Source organism: Hahella sp. NS-SX17 (genome assembly GCF_057367735.1).
On sequence record NZ_CM170632.1, the window covers coordinates 2,624,182 to 2,640,896 of the forward strand.

Below are 16,715 nucleotides of genomic sequence, written 5' to 3' on the forward strand. Positions count from 1 at the left end.
TGCTGTCCGAGCAGAGGCCACAGGCGATGAGTCCTATGGCCTCACAGGGGTTATTGCTTACTAAGCACTAGTACAACGCTTTCGGATTGTGGAGTTTCCAAGACCCACTTTTGATGAGAGTTTTGAAATTTCTCAAGCGAGCGTAGTTGTGTGCTGGAGACTTTAGACTTCCAGTGGGTATCGATACTGTGAGCGTCGCCTTCTACAAGTATGGACAGCAACCGACTTTCTGAGCTTGCAAAGCGCTGTCCATACCAGTTTATGAAGTCGTCCCTGCTGATGCTGTCCACCGCATCGGCCATACGCTTGGATGCGTCAAAGTGCAAACTACCGTTTTTGATTTCTTTCCAGTATTCGTAAGCTTTGCCTTCCAGTTCCTTGTCTGCATTTAGCTCTGAAACCAGCGTATTTTTAAAGATGCTAAAATCTTTTTCCTGTATGCCCTTAAGTATATCGAAGAAGTCTTTTATAAAGCTCAGCGTTTCCTGTTCCAGCTTGTCTGGGCCAGACACGGGCGACTGCATTTTAAATTTCATACCAGGAATATGAAGATAGTTATTTGATGTTGCGTGAACGACGTATCCAAGCTGTTTTTCTGTTCTAAGCTCTTTAAAAAAGGACTCAGATAGCATTTTCTCTAATAATTTGAAATGGGCGCGTTCCTCGTAGCTTGCAGAGTCTCCTTGTACATAGACTAGTGAGACAGAGTCTGTAAATACTGACTCCTCGAATAACCGAGTGACGCCTTTTGGAATACGTGTCACGTATTCTTTTATTCTCGGTGTGCTTTTTTTATTGATGATTGCGTTGGCCACCATCTTATTCCATGTTTCTGCTTGCGCCTGCTCAATATTGCCGTAGGCTAGCGAAGTAACCTGCAAACTATCCTTGAAGTCCTCTAGAAGATTAATCATTCTCGAATAGGATGCGCCTTGCATGCCCTTTCCTAGATCAGAGCGGCTATAACTAGGGCTGTAGAGAATACTGTCCGCTGCTTCTTGCGCAACGGTTAATGGATGGGTTTCCTCAGTATACTTGTTTAAAAACTCCATCCATCCATATCTATATCCTTCATAACGGCGTTCTTTAACCCTAAAAGTCTTTATTTCCTCCAAAATTTGCGAGAGAAGAAGCTCTATGCTTTCAGGGTAGCCATTGAAGTGGAGGGCGATGCCATTTTTCTGTCGCTTGATATCTAATGTGGTATTTACTTCTTCTGCAATAAGCATTTGATGCTCAAACTTCTTTCTTAGCAGGCTCCAAAAAAGCTGTGTAAGCGCTGCACTTCTCTGATCTTCGTCCATTTCTGGGGAGCGCAATGATACAAAGTAATAAGCTAATGGGCTGCCGGCCTTAGTATCCTTACCATACCAGGCCTTAATATTCTGATGGGTGTTTAACAGCTCAGGAGTGGCGGCTATATCGTCGCCTGCAATGTGCACTTTTCCTTTAGGTAAAAACGGGTTTGCGGGCGGAAGAGCCATGTAATAGCTTTCCTTTGGTAAATAATGTTTTTGCTCTGAAGGGGAAAGCATGCTCACAGAGTATGGTGTGCTGAACCATTTAGACTCTTTAGATAGAACGAAATCGGGGTGAGTGACAATCGCCATCATATTATCAGGCCGAATTGCTTCAAGAATCTTTTGGTAGAGAGCGGGGTTAAATTCTTCTGCGACATATCCTTTGGCCAGCGCGTAGTTTGGGCCGTAAAGGTTCAAGTTATGGGCTGTATTAGCGATGCTGAGGTCGTCAAAGTAGCACCATTGTAGCCCTCTGGCCTTTCGAAACTCAGTAAACCTCCACTCTTCTAGCGGTGCTTTCTTCAGGATGTCGACATAAGCCATTAGGCGTCTGATAACGTCCCAGTACTGCTCGCCGCCTTTATAGTGCAGGTTTATATATACTTCAATCCGTGAAGCGCTTGGATCGTCTGTATTGAACCGGACGCTTACCCCTTTAGCATAACTGTAGCCTCTCAGGTTGCTGGATAAAGTCTGGGGAACTTGCTGCTCAAGTAAATAGCGAATGAACTCTTCTGGCGCAGCTTTGTATTCTTCCCGAATATCAGAAATGGGGAAGTAAAGAATCATGTACCTTTCCAGGTCATTGAACTTGGTTTTCACCAAAGAGGGGACTCTATTCAGCCTGAGAGGCTCTTGGTTTGCTCGGGGGGCCGCCTGACGTACAGGCAGTCGCTTAAACTTTTCTTTGACCAGTGACTCCAGGACTTCGTTGGATTGAGGGGCGCTAATGACCAGAGACATTTTTTCGGCGCTATAGTGTGTCGTCCACCAGGCTCTTACTCGATTGGCAAGCTCTTGATCGTTGAAGGCCTTAAAAGATTTTGCATTGCCCATCCCGAAACGTGTAATTGGATGGTTAGTGGCGAATGCTTCAGAAGCGGCATCAGTCAAACGCCAATACACCATGTCTTTTCTATACTGGTACTCTGCTTGAATTGCGTTTCTTTCCCTTCCTACATATGTTGAGTCCAACCTGGGGGCTGACATTGCGTCGGCGAATAGGTCTAAAGCGCCTTCCAGGTGCTTGGGTTCAACATCAAAGTGATAATTTGTCGCGTTGTAATCCGTGGTGGCGTTGGTTGAGCCGCCATGCTGCGCCAGATAGGTCTGTAAGCCGTCGGCATCAGGGTATTTCTCTGAGCCTAGGAAAAGCATATGCTCCAGAAAGTGAGCCATACCCAGTATGTCTTGAGGGTCTTGTTGAGTCCCGATAGAAACCTCTAGGGCAATTCTGGCTTTGTTTAACGATGAGTCTGAAATTGTCAATACTTTCAGCCCATTATCAAGCTGAAGGTAAGAATATTGTTTTGATTGTTCACAATCTTTTGGAAGCAATGGATTAATCGCTTCGCCATTCGCGCTTAAAGAAAAAGTCAAAGCGCAGGCTGCGTGCATGAAGAGTGTAATACAGCGAAAAAACACTAAGAACTCCAATGATCAGTCTGATCTGGTTGGGGATTACTAATAATCAGGGTTGGTATAGCGGAGCTGCATTGGTGGGAATGTTTTTATTGGGACGATTCCGTTCGATGGCGTTCCGATATACTGCTACTGGCTGAGACAGCGCGCGATTTTACTAACTTTTGATGGAAATATTAAATATTTTTTAGAATTTGCGGGCGTGGTCAAAACAATTTCAGGTGAGGACGAAGGAATTATAATTATTGGAATATGGCGTAAGGAAGGAAATATCCATGCCCAGCCTTGGATTACAGACTGATTTAATGTTCAGCCGATACTCGGGTCGGGTGGAGGATATTGGACGATATGTTGTGGTCACTACGCCGCATAATCCCAATTACTACTTTGGTAATTACCTGCTGTTGAAGAGGCCGCCGCAGGCAGGTCGGTGGGCTGACTTGGAGTTGGATTTTGCGCGTTATGTTGGGGCGCCGCCGCGGATCAGGCATTTTGCGTTTCAGTGGCGCCTCAGCGGTGAAGAGGATGGGGCTGATATGAGCAGTTTTATGCAGCGGGGATACGAGTACATGGAATGTGCGGTCCTCACTGCAAAGCGAACCGCGTTGTTAGAGCCGCACAAGGTTAATGCTGATGTTGATGTGCGAATGCTGCGGTCGGAGGAGGACTGGCGCGCCTGGTATGAGCTTGAGCTGCAGGAGCGGGATGTCGACCAGCCGAAGGAGGAGTATGTCGCTTTCCTGCAAGGCGTTCGTGATATGTACCGGAGTATGATTGCTGCTGGAAGAGGAGATTGGTTCGGCGCGTTTCAACAGGGCGAGTTGGTGGGGAGCGTCGGTCTCTTTTTCGATGGACGTATTGGGCGGTTTCAGAGTGTGCTGACCAAGACTTCTCATCGGAGTCGGGGGATTTGCCATACTCTGGTGCATGCAGCTGCAAAAGCGGGTTTTGTCCGGGCGGATACATTGGTCATGGTGGCGGACGAAAACTACCACGCAGCGCGTATCTACGAATCTTTGGGATTTCAGCCCAGCGAACGTCAGGCGAGTCTATGTCGTCGCAATGAAGGTGAGAGTAAATCGGGAAAGGATTAAGGATTGCGGCGTGGAAGTAAGCAAGCCGGACTAAACTTCCGACTTGCTTGAGGAACGGGATCAGTTGCCGGTTTTCAGCTTCTGCCAGTAATCGTTATAAATCTCCATGGCTTCGCCTACGTCCTGTTGAAAGTCGCCTTTTTGGATGACTTCAGCGGGAGGGAAGATGGTGTGATTGTTGCGCAGCTCTTCATCGAGCAGGCTAAGCGCTGACTTGTTGGGAGTGGCGTAGCCGATGAATTCCACGCAACGCTTGGCGATTTCCGGCTGTAGCATGAAATCGATAAACTTGAGCGCATTTTCCTTGTTCTCGGAGCCAGCGGGAATGGCGAAGCTGTCCACCCAGAAAGCAGCGCCTTCTTGTGGATAGATATACTGGATATCGGGGTTTTCCTGTTGCGCCTGAATCACTTCGCCGTTCCAGATCATGCCCAGGTTGACGTCACCGGCCATATAAGGTTCGCGGGGCGCGTCGGAATTGTATACCAATACATTGGGCATCAGGGTTTTCAGCAGCTCATAAGCCTGTTTGATTTCCGCAGGATCAGTGGAGTTGCCGGAGTGCCCGTTGATTTTCAGCGCCATGTGGAACACTTCGCGAACGTCGTCCGTCAGCAACAGTCTTCCTTTCCATTTAGGGTCCCATAGATCTTTCCAGGAGGTGATGCTTTTGGGATCGATGGCTTCTGCGTTAATGCCGATGCCAGTGCTGCCCCATGTGTAAGGGATGCTGTACTGGTTATCCGGATCATAGGGTTTGTTCAGCAGGTTCGGGTCCAGGTGCTTGAAGTTGGAAAGCTTGGACTTATCGATAGGCGCCAACAGACCTTCTTTGCGCATTTTTGAGATGTAGTAACCGGAGGGTACGACAACGTCGTAGCCTTTGCCCTGCTGTAGTTGGACTTTGGCGTACATGACCTCGTTGCTTTCGTAAGTGGCGTACTCCACTTCGATGCCGGTCTTGGCGGTGAACTCATCCAGCACGCCTTCAGGTATGTATTCCGTCCAGTTGTACACGACCACTTTTTCCGCAGCCCGGGCTGTGCCGATCGCGGCGAACAGGAAACCTGCCGCGAAGAGGAAGCCAGTTACAAAGGAGGTTTTTTTCATGCTTCGGTTTTCCTTTTCATAAGTAGCGTCACCACCGTGACAAGAGTTAAAGAAATGACTAGCAACACTGTGGCCAATACGTTCACTTCGGGCGATACGCCCACCTTCACCATTGAGAAAACCCGAATGGGCAGAATCTCAAAACCGGGTCCGGTCACGAACGAGCTGATGATGACATCGTCCAAAGACAGTGTGAAACTCAGCAGCCAGCCGGAAATAACGGCGGGCAGGATAATCGGTAAAATGATCAGACGAAAGATGCGGCTTTCACTGGCGCCCAGATCTTGCGCCGCTTCCAGTAGATTATCGTCAAACCCTTTTAATTGCGCGTAAACGGTTATCACCACGAAAGGCAGGCAAAATGTGATGTGGGCGATCAGTAGAGACCAGAACCCCAATTGAATGCCCAGGGCGATAAAAATAACCAGGAAGGTAATCGCCAATACGATATCCGGGGACATCATCACCACGAACAACAAGCTGCCGGCGGTCTTCTTGAGTGGAAACTTGTAGCGATAGATCGCCAGCGCCATTAACGCCCCAATGACTGTCGCCGCCGTCGCGGACAGACAGGCGATAAGCAGAGAGTTGCCGAAGGCGTCCATCAACGCATCGTTATTCCACAGCTTTTCATACCAGCGCCAGGAGAAGCCTTTCCAGTCATAGCCGTACTTGGATTCATTGAACGAGTTGACCACCAGCACCAGTATGGGCAGATACAGGTACAGGAAGACCAGCCCTAGAAAACCGGACTTAAAGATTCTGATCATCGAGGCCTCCCATGCGCTGTACTTTCTTGTTGGCGGCGTAATACAGCCATAACATCATCCCCATGATGACAATCAGGGTGACGCTGAAAGCGGAGCCGAATGGCCAGTCCCTCACTACCAGGAACTGATTCTTGATGATGTTGCCCAACAGCAGGTTCTTCGCGCCGCCCAGCAGATCCGCCACATAGAACATGCCCATGGCGGGCAGGAATACGATCAAACATCCGGCGACGACCCCCGGCATAGTGAGCGGCAGCACGATATGATAGAAGCGCTGCCAGAATCCCGCGCCCAGATCGTGGCCGGCTTCGATCAGATCCTTATCCAGCTTGTCGAAACTGGAGATCAACGGCAGCGCCATAAAGGGCAGCAGGATGTAAGTCAGGCCGAACACGACTGCGAACTCGGTATAAATCATCTGAATAGGGGCATCGATGACGCCAATGGCCTCCAGCACCCAGTTGAACAGGCCTTTATTGCCGAGCAAAAGCTTGATGGCGTAGGTGCGTATCAGACTGTTGGTCCAAAAGGGGATGATCATCAGGAACATCATGAAGGCGCGCCAGGCCGGCGACATCTTGGCGACAATGTAGGCGAACGGATATCCGAGCAACAGACAGATCAGCGTCGCCTTGGCGGACAGCGCCAGACTCTGCCAGAAAACGTCGGCGTATAATGGCTCCCAAATACGGGCGTAGGCGTCCAGCGTTACCGGCCAGACCGCCAGATGCTCGGAATCCGGCGTCATTACGCTGGTCAGCACCACGAGAAAGTGAGGCGCCAGAACGAACAGCGCCAGCCAGGCCAGCGTCAAAATGATAATGAAACGGCGAAAAGGCGATTGGCTCACGTCAGGACTCCGCTTTGATCACGTGTTCCCAGCCATGCACCCAGTCGACCCAGACTTTTTGGTTGATGCTGTAGTCGAAATCGGGATCGTCCTCATCAAAGAACTCACTGGCCATGATGGTTTGTCCCGACTGTAACTGAATCTGCGAATCCAGTGTCTGTCCCGTGTAGTTACGCTCCAATACCTGGCCAGAAAAGCCGGGACGATCCGGCGCATCCTCCAGATATTCAATCCGCAGGTCTTCCGGACGCAGCAGCACATGTACTTTGTCGCCGGCTTCGAATCGGCGGTCGGCGTGAATCTCTCGCTTGAAGCCGTCCATTGCAGCGAGGTAGCGGTAATCGCTCAGGCTTTCCACGATTTCCGCATTAAAAACGTTGATTTCCCCGATAAAACTGGCGACGAACAGATTATTCGGACACTCGTAAATTTCACGCGGCGTCCCCACTTGCTGCGCCTGTCCATTGTGCATGACCAGAACGCGGTCGGACATGGACAGAGCTTCTTCCTGATCGTGGGTGACGTAGATAAAGGTGATGCCCAACTTGCGCTGCAGTTGTTTCAGCTCCATCTGCATCTGTTGACGCAGTTTGTAATCCAGAGCGCTGAGGGATTCGTCCAGCAGCAATACTTTGGGTCGATTCACGACGGCGCGGGCGATGGCGACGCGCTGTTTTTGGCCGCCTGACAGCTGATGAGGTTTGCGCGTGGCGAAATCAGACAGGCGCACGGTGGCTAACGCTTCCTTTACGCGCTCGGCGATTTCCGGTTTGCTGACTTTGGCCATTTTCAGACCGAAGGCCACATTGTCGAACACGGTCATATGGGGGAACAGGGCGTAACTCTGAAACACCGTATTCACTGGCCGCTTTTCCGCAGACAGCATGGAAACATCCTGCCCGTTCAGCATGATGCGCCCTTCATCCGCGCCCTCAAATCCGGCGATCAGACGCAGCACGGTGGTTTTGCCGCAGCCTGACGGCCCCAAAACTGTAAAGAATTCTCCGTCTTCAATGCTTAAATTGAAGCCCGACAGCACTTCTTGCGTATCAAAACGTTTGGTGATGTCGGCAAGCGTAAGAATGGGCGGTTTGCTCAATGTGTATGACCCTGACTCTGTGACTCCGCGAAAATCGCGGGAAAAGTGACTTTTCTGGCAACGTTTAACGTATGACCCTCTCCAACCCCGCGATTAAAGTGGATTGCATGGCGAACGTCAATTCCGGTCTAAGACTTAATGTCTATACTTTAGCCAGATGTGACGAAATGACGCCTGTGAACAACGCAATTAGGAGGCTTTAATGAAGCGCCTTATTCTATCTGTTTTGACTGTCTTTATCGCCGCTGTAGGTCTTGAGGTGAGCGCTGAAGGTAAGAATGTACAACTGACCTCACTGGACTGGCCGCCCTATACCTCGGAAGGTCTGGCCAACCAGGGCGCCAGCGCGGCGGTGGCCAAAGAGGCGTTCGCCGCCATGGGCTACACGTTGGAAGTAAAATTCTATCCCTGGAAACGCGCCGTGGCCCTGGCCAAGAATGATCCGGCCTATGATGGCTACTTCCCTGAGTACTACGCCAAAGAGCTGGAAGACGACTTTATCCTGTCCGAGCCGATGGGCTCAGGCCCTTTGGGTTTCGCCCAACGCAAAAATCATCAGATTGACTGGTCGGCGCTGCCGGACCTCGCCAAATATCGTATCGGTGTGGTCAGCGGTTATGTGAATACTGCTGAGTTTGACGACATGGTGGCCAACAAACAGCTCAATGCGAGTGAGGCGGGGGATGACGTGAAGAACCTGATGAAGCTGGTGTCGGACCGTATCGATCTGGCTGTGGTGGACAAAAACGTTATGAAATACCTGTTATCTACTGAGGCGAGCCTTAAATCCGCCGCTGACGCAATCGAGTTCAACCCGACGCTACTGGAAGACAAGAAGCTCTATATCTGCTTCAAAAAAGGCCCTCGTGGGGAAGAGCTCGCCAAGGTGTTCAGCGAGGGCCTGAAAAAGATCGACGTCGATAAAATCATGCAGGGATATTTTTAAGTCTGATTTTGTCTCCGGGATAAGCCTCAGGATAAGTGAGGCGTTTCCTGCGGTCCCGCCGCCAGCTCCATACCTGGGATTCGGCTCCAGTAGCCGTTGCTGTGGTTGAGCTGGTAAGGCAGGACCATCTCCTGCTCCTGTTTGAGCGCCAGCGCTAAACTCTCTACGACCTGAAGGGTATCCGGCGACTCGGGACTCAAACGAATTGCGTTCACACCCGCATGTTGCAGATCGCGCCATTGATTCAGCAGGTGATAACACTTGCCGGACTGCGTCTGAATGCCGTTGAGGTTGAACAAGGTTTCGCCTTCCTGGCTCCGTGTGGGAATGCCTTGTGGGTATTTCTTACAGACGAAGCGACAGTCGTCCTTGGGCAGTCCCTCGGATCTGGCTGTGAAGCAACGGGCGGAGAGGGCGAGGGGAAGATGTCCGTAAGCGAATAACTCGGTTTCAATGGGCGTGGCGAGACTCCCCAGAACTCCCTCCAGGGCGTGACGGCTGATTTCTACGGGCGGCGTCCAGCGTTTCGCGCCTGTCTGGCGCATGATTTCCAGCGCTGGCGCGTTATAGAGATTCAGGTAAGGGCCGGCGATGAAGGGCTTGCCGGCTTCCGACATCAGGTGCGCCGCGGCCATGTCATTGGCTTCCACGCTCAGGCGATCATTAGCATTAGCCGCCTTGCAGATGGCGCGCAGAGTTTTTAATTCAGACTCCGCTTCTATTAACGCCAGAGTGGAAAGCGCAACCTCTTTTCCCACATCAAGCAGTGTGTCAGCGATGTCCAGCCAGTCGCGCAAGTTCATCTCCCGGCGCTTGGAACAGACAGTTTCTCCGAGATAGACAATATCGACCGGCGCGGCGGCGACCTGTGAATAGAATTGAACGACCATGTCTTTCGGCCAGAAATAAGGCAGGGGACCCAGAGAAATTTTCATAGTACTGCGCCTTCTGTTGGTGGTTCGGGCATACGCGACCTGAGGTATGCGCCCGTTGATTTACTGCCAGGGACGTGAATACGCGCCCAATGTGGTTTGCGCGCCCTCTGACAGCGCCTGTAACGCCTCCAGCCAATCTTGCTGACATTGGAACGCCGCAGGTTCGCGTTGGAAGCAATCCAGCGCCTGACGCCAAGTGGACACGACCTGTGCGACATAAGACGGGCTGCGCTGTCGGCCTTCTATCTTCACCGCCTTGACGCCGGTCGCAGCGAGTTCTGGAATGAGATCGAGGGTGTTCAGGCTGGTCGGCTCTTCAAAAACGTGGAATGCATGGCTGTCGCCAGCGTCAAAGCGTCCCTTGCATAAAGTGGGATAACCGGCGTTTTCGTCCGCTTCGAAGCGATCGATGAGAGAGCCATTTAGGCGGGACTCCAGGCGTCCGTCTTTCTGCTCCCACTTCACGAACTTGGCGGGCGAGCAGGCGCCGCTGTTGTTGGGCGATTCGCCGGTCATGTAGGACGACATATAACAACGTCCCTCCGCCATGATGCACAGGCTGCCGAAAGCGAAGACTTCCAGATCAACCGGGCTGTGCGACGCCACCTGCCGCACCTGCGGCAAGGACAAGACTCTGGGCAGGACCGCTCGCTTGATATTAAAACGGTCATGATAGAAGCGCAGCGCTTCATAGTTGGTGGCGGAGCCCTGTACGGAGAGATGCAGGTTAAGCTGGGGATACTGGCGGGCGGCGTAATCCATGACGCCAATATCGGCGGCGATCAGCGCGTCCGCCTGTAATCCGGCGACTTTATCCACTGCGTTGCGCCAGCGCTCCCAACCTTGGGACTGCGCATAGGTATTGATGGCGACGAAGAGCTTCACGCCGCGGTCGCGGGCGTAAGCCAGCGCCTGTTGAGCTTTGGCGTCGTCGAAATTCAGCCCGGCGAAATGGCGGGCGTTGGTGTCGTCTTTGAATCCGATGTAAACAGCGTCAGCGCCATTATCCACGGCGGCGCGAAGAGCGGGAGGACTTCCCGCCGGACAAACCAGCTCCATTGCATACTCCCAGGGCGGCAAATGCGAGTAAGGTAGCAAAAGCGCTGTGTGAGGGATTTGATGGAAATCAATATGCCCGGGGTCCCGAGTCTATTTAATAACGACGACTAAACGCTGCGACAAGGGAGACTGATGTTCATGTTCAAAAGCCCGCTGCAATTATCCAAAGAACTCGCCGCCGCGCTGCCTGCGCTGACAGAGGTGGTGCGCCGGCCGGGGCGCTATCTTCTGCATCCCCTGGCGCGCACGCCGTTTCCGCTACAGGCAGCGCTTATTCGCAAGCTGCTGCAGGACGGTTTCGGTGAGGCGATCAGAGAAGGAGAGTTCGACTCTCTTATTCATCGCTGGGTCAAAGTGACGGTGGTGGATTTGGAGCTGAGCTGGAGCCTGAGTCTTGCTGAGGATCGCTCCATCAGAGTGGCGCTAACGGAAACGGCGGATACGGAAATCCGGGGCGATTCCGCCGCCTTCGCCCTGATTGCTGGCCGCAGGATGGACCCGGATACGTTGTTTTTTCAACGTCGGATTGTGATTCTCGGTGATACGGAGCTGGGGCATGAAATGAAAAACCTGCTGGATACCGGCGATCTTAACGACCTGCCTGCGCCCGTCCATAAGCTGCTGGAGCTGGCTTCCTCCGTCGCTGCTTACTGGGAAGCCTCCAAACGGGATCTGGCGGCGGCGCTGAGTTATAAGATTCCCGTTGCGCCGCAAACCTCCTGACGTCTGAAAGCCGGCGTCAGAAAAACGCCAGCCAGGCTCCAACGCCGATCATCAGGGTTCCGGCGATGCGGTTCAACAAGCGGACGTTATCGCCTTGCAGGAGGAAGTGGCGCAGCGTGCGGCCGCCGCTGGCGTATAACACCAGGCAGAAAAACTCCACTATCAACAAGATTGACACCAGGGTCGCCAGTTGCGGCGCCATCGGGGCGTCGGTCGAAATAAAGGGCGGCAACAGCGACACCATAAACGCCCAGCCCTTGGGGTTGGAAATCGCCGTCACAAAGCCCTGGGTGGCCAGCTCTGTGGGGCTGGCGACGCGGGTATCCTCCATTTTTTCGGGAATGGCCATCTTGCCTCGGGATAGCCACATCTGCACGCCAAGATAGGCGAGGTAGGCCCCGCCAACGTATTTCATAACGGCGAATACCTGCGGGTACTGCAGCATCAAGGTGGCGACGCCTATGACAGAGGCGACGGAGACAATACCAACGCCGACCAACTCGCCCCACATCATCCAGAACGTACGCTTCAATCCAATGCTTAATCCCATCGTCAACGCCAGCGTCATACACATGCCCGGGGTGGCGGACACAAACAGGCAGGTGGAGAGAAACACCAGAAGCACGGAATAGTCGGTCATACAGCAGTCGTCCTGAAAGCGATGGGATAGCGGATGGCGTTAGGGGAATAAATCAGAAAAGCCATTATCAGGCAAGCCGCAGCCGCCCGATAATTGCTTTTTTTCAATGGAGCCTCGGCGCCGGCGGGCGCCGGAGGCTAAGTCGGAGAGATCAGGCGTGAGACAGCTCGCCGTCCACGTCTTCCTGTTTTTCGACCTGACTGTGGTCCGTGCCCAGGATCATGTACATGGTGGGCACTACAAACAGTGTGAAGATCGTACCGATGGACAGGCCGGATGCGATCACCAGACCGATATCGAAACGACTGACGGCTCCGGCGCCGCTGGCGAACAGCAGAGGCAACACGCCTACCACCATTGCGGCGGTGGTCATCAGAATCGCCCGCAGACGAATGCCGGCGGCCTGCTCGATGGCCTCACGCTTGCTCAGTCCCTGTTCCACCTGCAACTGGTTGGCGAACTCCACAATTAATATGCCGTGTTTGGTGATCAGACCAATGAGCGTCACCAGACCGATCTGGGTGTAGATATTCACTGACGTCACACCGAAGGCGATAGGAATCAACGCGCCCAGCAATGACATTGGCACGCTCACCAGAATGATGAACGGATCGCGGAAGCTCTCGAACTGCGCCGCCAGCACCAGATAGATCATCAACAGGGCGAAGAAGAAGGTGAAGATCAGCGCGCTGCCTTCCTGCTTGTACTGTCGGGACTGTCCGGCGTACTCATATCCATAGCCCTGCGGGAAGATGGTTTGCGCCTTCTGATCCAGGAAGTCCAGTGCTTCGCCCAGACTGATCCCGGGCGTCATCACGCCTTCCACCACCATGGAGTTCAACTGCTGGAACTGCCCGCGTTTGTTGGGCTCTACGCCTTTGGTGACTTCCGCGATAGTGGAGAGCGGAATCAGCTCGCCGGAAGCGGTGCGCACGTAGTAGTCGTCCAGTTGCTCCGCCGTGGCGCGGTATTCCCGCAGCACCTGTGGAATCACCTTGTAACTGCGGCCTTCCACGCTGAAGCGGGTGGTGTAGCCGCCGCTCAACATGGTCGCCAATGCGGCGCCTATATCCTGCATACTGATGCCCAGTTCCGCCGCCTTGCTGCGGTTGATGGAGATATGCGCGGTGGGCTTGTCGAACTTCAGGTCGGAATTAACGAACAAGAACTTGCCGCTCTTGCGCGCTTCGTCCAGCAGCTCCTGACCTAACTCATACAGCACCTTGTAATCCTGTGCGGTAGTGATGACGAACTGCACGGGCAGGCCGCTGGAGCCGGGCAGGGTGGGCAGGTTGAAGGACACCGACTGGTAACCGGCGATATCCCCCATGCGCTGCTGCATGATGGGAACCAGATCCATCTGGCTGCGTTCGCGCTCGCCCCAGGTCTTCAGAATCATTCCTGAGAACATGCTGTTAGCGGCGCCGTCGGCGCCTTGCACGATGAAATAGTCATTTCTTTCATCGAAGGTTTCTATGGTTTTGATGACCTCGTCCGTATAGGCGGCCACATAGTCATGAGTGGCGCTCACCGGCGCAGTGGACATGCTGAAGATGATGCCCTGGTCTTCGTCCCGGGCCAGCTCTTTGTTGGACAGCTGATACAGGTAAAAACAGCTCACCAGCATCGTCAGCACCATCACCAGCGTGACCGGGCGATAGTTGAGCGCGTTATGCAGGCGACGCTGGTAGGCGCCTCGGAGTTTTTCAAATACCTCATCCAGCCAGATCGCCATCTTGCTGTTGGTTTCCGTCATCAGCTTGGAACACATCATCGGCGACAGCGTCAGCGCGATGACTCCTGAAATGATGACGGCGCCCGCCAGCGCGAAAGCGAACTCCTTGAACAAGCCCCCCGTCAGTCCGCCGAGGAAGCCAATCGGCGCGTACACCGCCGCCAGGGTCAGGGTCATGGAGATGACTGGCGTGGCGATTTCCCGGGCGCCGATGATGGCGGCCTTGAACGGAGACAGTCCCTCATCGATATGTCGGTGAATGTTCTCCACCACCACGATAGCGTCGTCCACCACCAGACCGATAGCGAGCACCATCGCCAGCAGGGTCAGCAGGTTGATGGAGTACCCCAGCGCCAGCATGAAAAAGCATACGCCTATCAGCGACAACGGGATGGTCACCACCGGAATCAACACGGCGCGGAAAGAGCCCAGAAACAAAAAGATGACGAATATAACGATGACCGTCGCTTCACCAACTGTCTTGATAACCTCGTTGATAGAGTCGCGAATAAACTTAGTGGCGTCATAAGCCACTTTGACGTTCAGAGCGCTGGGCAACTGCTTCTCCAACGCGGGCATCAGGTCATAGATATTGTCGATCACCTCCAGTGGGTTGGCGGCGGGCAGAGATGTGATGGCCATGAATACGGCGCGATTGCCGTTGAAGTACACGGCTGAATCGTCGCTTTCCGCATCCAGCTCAATAGTGGCGACGTCCTGCAGGCGCACCAGGGTGGCGTCATCCCGTTTCACCACCAGTTGCTGGAACTCCTGCACGCTGTGCAAGTCCGTATCGGCGGTGATGTTGGCGGTGATGTACTGGCCTTTAGTCGCGCCGGCGGCGGACAGAAAGCTGTTGGAGCCGACGGCGCGGGCGACATCCTGAGGCGTCAGGTCGAAGGCCGCCAGTTTCTGCGGATTCAACCAGACGCGCATGGCGAAAGTTTTGCCCCCGAGAATTTCCGCTTTGGCCACGCCATCAGCGGTTTCCAGCTGGGGCTGCACGACGCGTTTCAGATAGTCGGTGATCTGCGCTTCGCTCATGTCCTGGCTGAAGAAGCTGACGTACATGAGCGCGGTGGTGCCGGCGGTGGATTTCTGGATCACTGGCTCTTCCGCATCCGCCGGCAACTGACGACGAGCCTCCGCCACCTTGGACAGAATCTCCGTCATCGCAGTGCTGGAGTCAAAGCCCAGTTTCAGATGCACTGCCACCAGACTGGAGCCCTGGTTGCTGGAGGAGGTCAGATAGTCAATCCCCTCGGCGCTCGCCACGGCCTGCTGAATAGGCGAAGTGATGAACCCCGACACCAGCTCGGAACTGGCCCCCGGGTAAGCGGTGGAAATATTGATGACCGCATTTTCCAATTGCGGATATTGCCTCACCTGCAGGGTTTTCAGGGCGTTGAGGCCCAACAGCAGGATAATCAGGCTGACGACGGACGCCAGCACCGGGCGGCGAATAAATATATCGGTAAAACGCATAGGCTTCTCCTTGTTTACCGGTGCGGATCAGCGCAGTTCCACGTTGTTGTTGATTTTTACGTGGGAGCCGTTCTGCAGTTTTAGCTGACCGGCGGTGACCACCGAGTCGCCGGGCTCCAGGCCTTTGGTGATTTCTGTCCAGTTGTCCTGCGACAGCCCCGTCTCAACATAACGGCGCTCGACCACCAGGTTCTCCTGCGTGTCTTCAGTCGCGGCCTGGCCTTCTGTGGACGCTTTGCTGATCACGAATACAGAGGTGCCATACAGCTTGGCTTCCAGGGCAGTGGAGGGAACCGTAATCACATCGCGTTCGGAGCCCAGCAACAGCTTCACTTCCGCGAACATGCCGGGGCGCAGGGCCTGGTCGGGATTCTCGAAAGTCGCCTGAATAGTGAAATTTCGGGTTTGCTGATCTACGCGGGCATCGATGGCCGTGACCTTGCCGTTGAAAGTGCGCTCTGGGAACGCCGCCACTTTAGCCTCGACCTGCTGGCCGTTATGTACTTGACTGAATAGCTGCTCAGGCAGAGCGAAGTTGACGTACACCCGGGACAAATCCTGCAAGGTGACGATAGGCGTTCCCGGCTGCACATATTCGCCAAGATTGACCTTACGGATGCCCAATGTGCCTTTGAAAGGCGCGCGAATGCTCTTCTTGTTGATGCGGGCGCGCTGGCTCTCCACCTGCGCCTGCGCGTTTTTCAGTTGCGCGCGGCTGGTTTCAAAGTCCAGGCTGCTGGCGACATTACGCTCTAAAAGCTTTTGATCGCGTTTGTAGGTGGCTTCCGCGAGTTCTGCGGAAGCCTGCATCCCTTTTATTTCCGCTACATCCACGTCGGTGTCCAGCTGCACTAACAGGTCGCCGGCGTTGACCTGGGCGCCGGAAGAAATCGGCATGGACTTGATAACGCCTGCTTCCTCGGAAGTCACCGTCACCTGTTGCACGGCGATGACGTTACCGATGGAGCTGTAGAAGGGCGTCCACTTTTCCGTGCGGGCGCTCTCAGAGGAAACGGTGACAGGCGGGGGCTGAAAGTTGGCGAAGTACTCGCCCATCATTTTCGGCTTCAGATAGCCCAGGAAGTAGAATATTCCACCAAAGACGACAGCAAGTACGACAATCATTATCGTCATGCGTTTAGCCATGAAGTTCTCCCTATATGATTACTTGTATATGTCCGGGCCCGGCCAGAGGGCGGCCGGGAAAAGTTGTATGCTGGCGATGGGTAAGAGGGCGTTGGCCCGACGTTCGTTGATTGCAATCGCTGAGTTCCAGTTCTTCCTGATCCTTTTGAATTGTAAGTGCTTTTCGCAACTGTTCCTGGAT

General features: G+C 53.6%; 13 protein-coding genes. 3 read left to right on the forward strand and 10 right to left on the reverse strand.

What is annotated here, in order from left to right; all coding sequences use genetic code 11:
* Positions 1–50 precede the first annotated feature (50 nt).
* Complete coding sequence (locus AC2IBB_RS11840; protein WP_486333055.1) at positions 51–2,945, reverse strand: insulinase family protein; 2,895 nt, start codon at positions 2,943–2,945, stop codon at positions 51–53.
* 272 nt (positions 2,946–3,217) lie between these two features.
* On the opposite strand from AC2IBB_RS11840, the gene AC2IBB_RS11845 reads away from it, so the two are divergent.
* Positions 3,218–4,036: a GNAT family N-acetyltransferase gene (locus AC2IBB_RS11845; protein ID WP_486333056.1), complete on the forward strand. Its 819-nt coding sequence runs from the start codon at positions 3,218–3,220 to the stop codon at positions 4,034–4,036.
* A gap of 60 nt (positions 4,037–4,096) precedes the next feature.
* Here the strand turns inward: AC2IBB_RS11845 and AC2IBB_RS11850 are convergent, their stop codons facing one another.
* Genes AC2IBB_RS11850 through potA form a run of 4 tightly spaced genes read right to left on the reverse strand, consistent with a single transcriptional unit; the run spans position 4,097 to position 7,865 of the window.
* A complete protein-coding gene (locus tag AC2IBB_RS11850; RefSeq protein WP_486333057.1) occupies positions 4,097–5,146 on the reverse strand; it encodes an extracellular solute-binding protein in 1,050 nt (349 codons plus the stop codon).
* Positions 5,143–5,916 carry a spermidine/putrescine ABC transporter permease PotC gene (gene potC, locus AC2IBB_RS11855; RefSeq protein ID WP_486333058.1) on the reverse strand — a complete coding sequence of 258 codons (774 nt, stop codon included), beginning with the start codon at positions 5,914–5,916 and terminating at the stop codon, positions 5,143–5,145. The genes AC2IBB_RS11850 and potC overlap by 4 nt, the downstream gene beginning before the upstream one ends.
* Entirely contained in the window at positions 5,900–6,766 is an 867-nt protein-coding gene (potB, locus tag AC2IBB_RS11860; protein ID WP_486333059.1) for a spermidine/putrescine ABC transporter permease PotB, read from the reverse strand. Before potB ends, potC begins: the two co-directional genes overlap by 17 nt.
* A 1-nt stretch (position 6,767) precedes the next feature.
* Positions 6,768–7,865, reverse strand: a complete 1,098-nt coding sequence (gene potA / locus AC2IBB_RS11865) for a spermidine/putrescine ABC transporter ATP-binding protein PotA (protein ID WP_486333060.1) — start codon at positions 7,863–7,865, stop codon at positions 6,768–6,770.
* A gap of 202 nt (positions 7,866–8,067) precedes the next feature.
* Here potA and AC2IBB_RS11870 point away from each other — a divergent pair, with 202 nt between their 5' ends.
* The gene (locus AC2IBB_RS11870; RefSeq protein ID WP_486333061.1) at positions 8,068–8,811 is read left to right on the forward strand and encodes a substrate-binding periplasmic protein; all 744 of its coding nucleotides are present in this window, start codon (positions 8,068–8,070) and stop codon (positions 8,809–8,811) included.
* Between the two features lie 26 nt (positions 8,812–8,837).
* On the opposite strand, the gene AC2IBB_RS11875 is transcribed toward AC2IBB_RS11870, so the two are convergent.
* Together AC2IBB_RS11875 and ubiU are read right to left on the reverse strand one after the other, a co-directional pair.
* A complete protein-coding gene (locus tag AC2IBB_RS11875; protein ID WP_486333062.1) occupies positions 8,838–9,746 on the reverse strand; it encodes a U32 family peptidase in 909 nt (302 codons plus the stop codon).
* 60 nt (positions 9,747–9,806) lie between these two features.
* Entirely contained in the window at positions 9,807–10,805 is a 999-nt protein-coding gene (ubiU, locus tag AC2IBB_RS11880; protein ID WP_486332673.1) for a ubiquinone anaerobic biosynthesis protein UbiU, read from the reverse strand.
* A 138-nt stretch (positions 10,806–10,943) separates the two neighbouring features.
* Between ubiU and ubiT the strand changes: the two genes are divergently transcribed.
* Complete coding sequence (ubiT, locus tag AC2IBB_RS11885) at positions 10,944–11,528, forward strand: ubiquinone anaerobic biosynthesis accessory factor UbiT (RefSeq protein ID WP_486333063.1); 585 nt, start codon at positions 10,944–10,946, stop codon at positions 11,526–11,528.
* 16 nt (positions 11,529–11,544) lie between these two features.
* Here ubiT and AC2IBB_RS11890 read toward each other — a convergent pair whose 3' ends face one another.
* The 3 genes from AC2IBB_RS11890 to AC2IBB_RS11900 all read right to left on the reverse strand — a co-directional run bounded on the left by AC2IBB_RS11890 (position 11,545) and on the right by AC2IBB_RS11900 (position 16,534).
* Positions 11,545–12,168: a LysE family translocator gene (locus AC2IBB_RS11890; protein ID WP_486333064.1), complete on the reverse strand. Its 624-nt coding sequence runs from the start codon at positions 12,166–12,168 to the stop codon at positions 11,545–11,547.
* Between the two features lie 151 nt (positions 12,169–12,319).
* Positions 12,320–15,388, reverse strand: a complete 3,069-nt coding sequence (locus AC2IBB_RS11895; RefSeq protein ID WP_486333065.1) for an efflux RND transporter permease subunit — start codon at positions 15,386–15,388, stop codon at positions 12,320–12,322.
* 27 nt (positions 15,389–15,415) lie between these two features.
* A complete protein-coding gene (locus AC2IBB_RS11900; RefSeq protein ID WP_486333066.1) occupies positions 15,416–16,534 on the reverse strand; it encodes an efflux RND transporter periplasmic adaptor subunit in 1,119 nt (372 codons plus the stop codon).
* Positions 16,535–16,715 lie beyond the last annotated feature (181 nt).

Bases quoted from the DNA above. Each gene is read 5' to 3' on its own strand.
- AC2IBB_RS11850 (WP_486333057.1), bottom strand. From the start codon at position 5,146: ATGAAAAAAACCTCCTTTGTAACTGGCTTCCTCTTCGCGGCAGGTTTC.
- AC2IBB_RS11875 (WP_486333062.1), bottom strand. From the start codon at position 9,746: ATGAAAATTTCTCTGGGTCCCCTGCCTTATTTCTGGCCGAAAGACATG.
- AC2IBB_RS11900 (WP_486333066.1), bottom strand. From the start codon at position 16,534: ATGGCTAAACGCATGACGATAATGATTGTCGTACTTGCTGTCGTCTTT.
- AC2IBB_RS11895 (WP_486333065.1), bottom strand. From the start codon at position 15,388: ATGCGTTTTACCGATATATTTATTCGCCGCCCGGTGCTGGCGTCCGTC.
- AC2IBB_RS11870 (WP_486333061.1), top strand. From the start codon at position 8,068: ATGAAGCGCCTTATTCTATCTGTTTTGACTGTCTTTATCGCCGCTGTA.
- ubiU (WP_486332673.1), bottom strand. From the start codon at position 10,805: ATGGAGCTGGTTTGTCCGGCGGGAAGTCCTCCCGCTCTTCGCGCCGCC.
- potC (WP_486333058.1), bottom strand. From the start codon at position 5,916: ATGATCAGAATCTTTAAGTCCGGTTTTCTAGGGCTGGTCTTCCTGTAC.
- ubiT (WP_486333063.1), top strand. From the start codon at position 10,944: ATGTTCAAAAGCCCGCTGCAATTATCCAAAGAACTCGCCGCCGCGCTG.
- AC2IBB_RS11890 (WP_486333064.1), bottom strand. From the start codon at position 12,168: ATGACCGACTATTCCGTGCTTCTGGTGTTTCTCTCCACCTGCCTGTTT.
- AC2IBB_RS11845 (WP_486333056.1), top strand. From the start codon at position 3,218: ATGCCCAGCCTTGGATTACAGACTGATTTAATGTTCAGCCGATACTCG.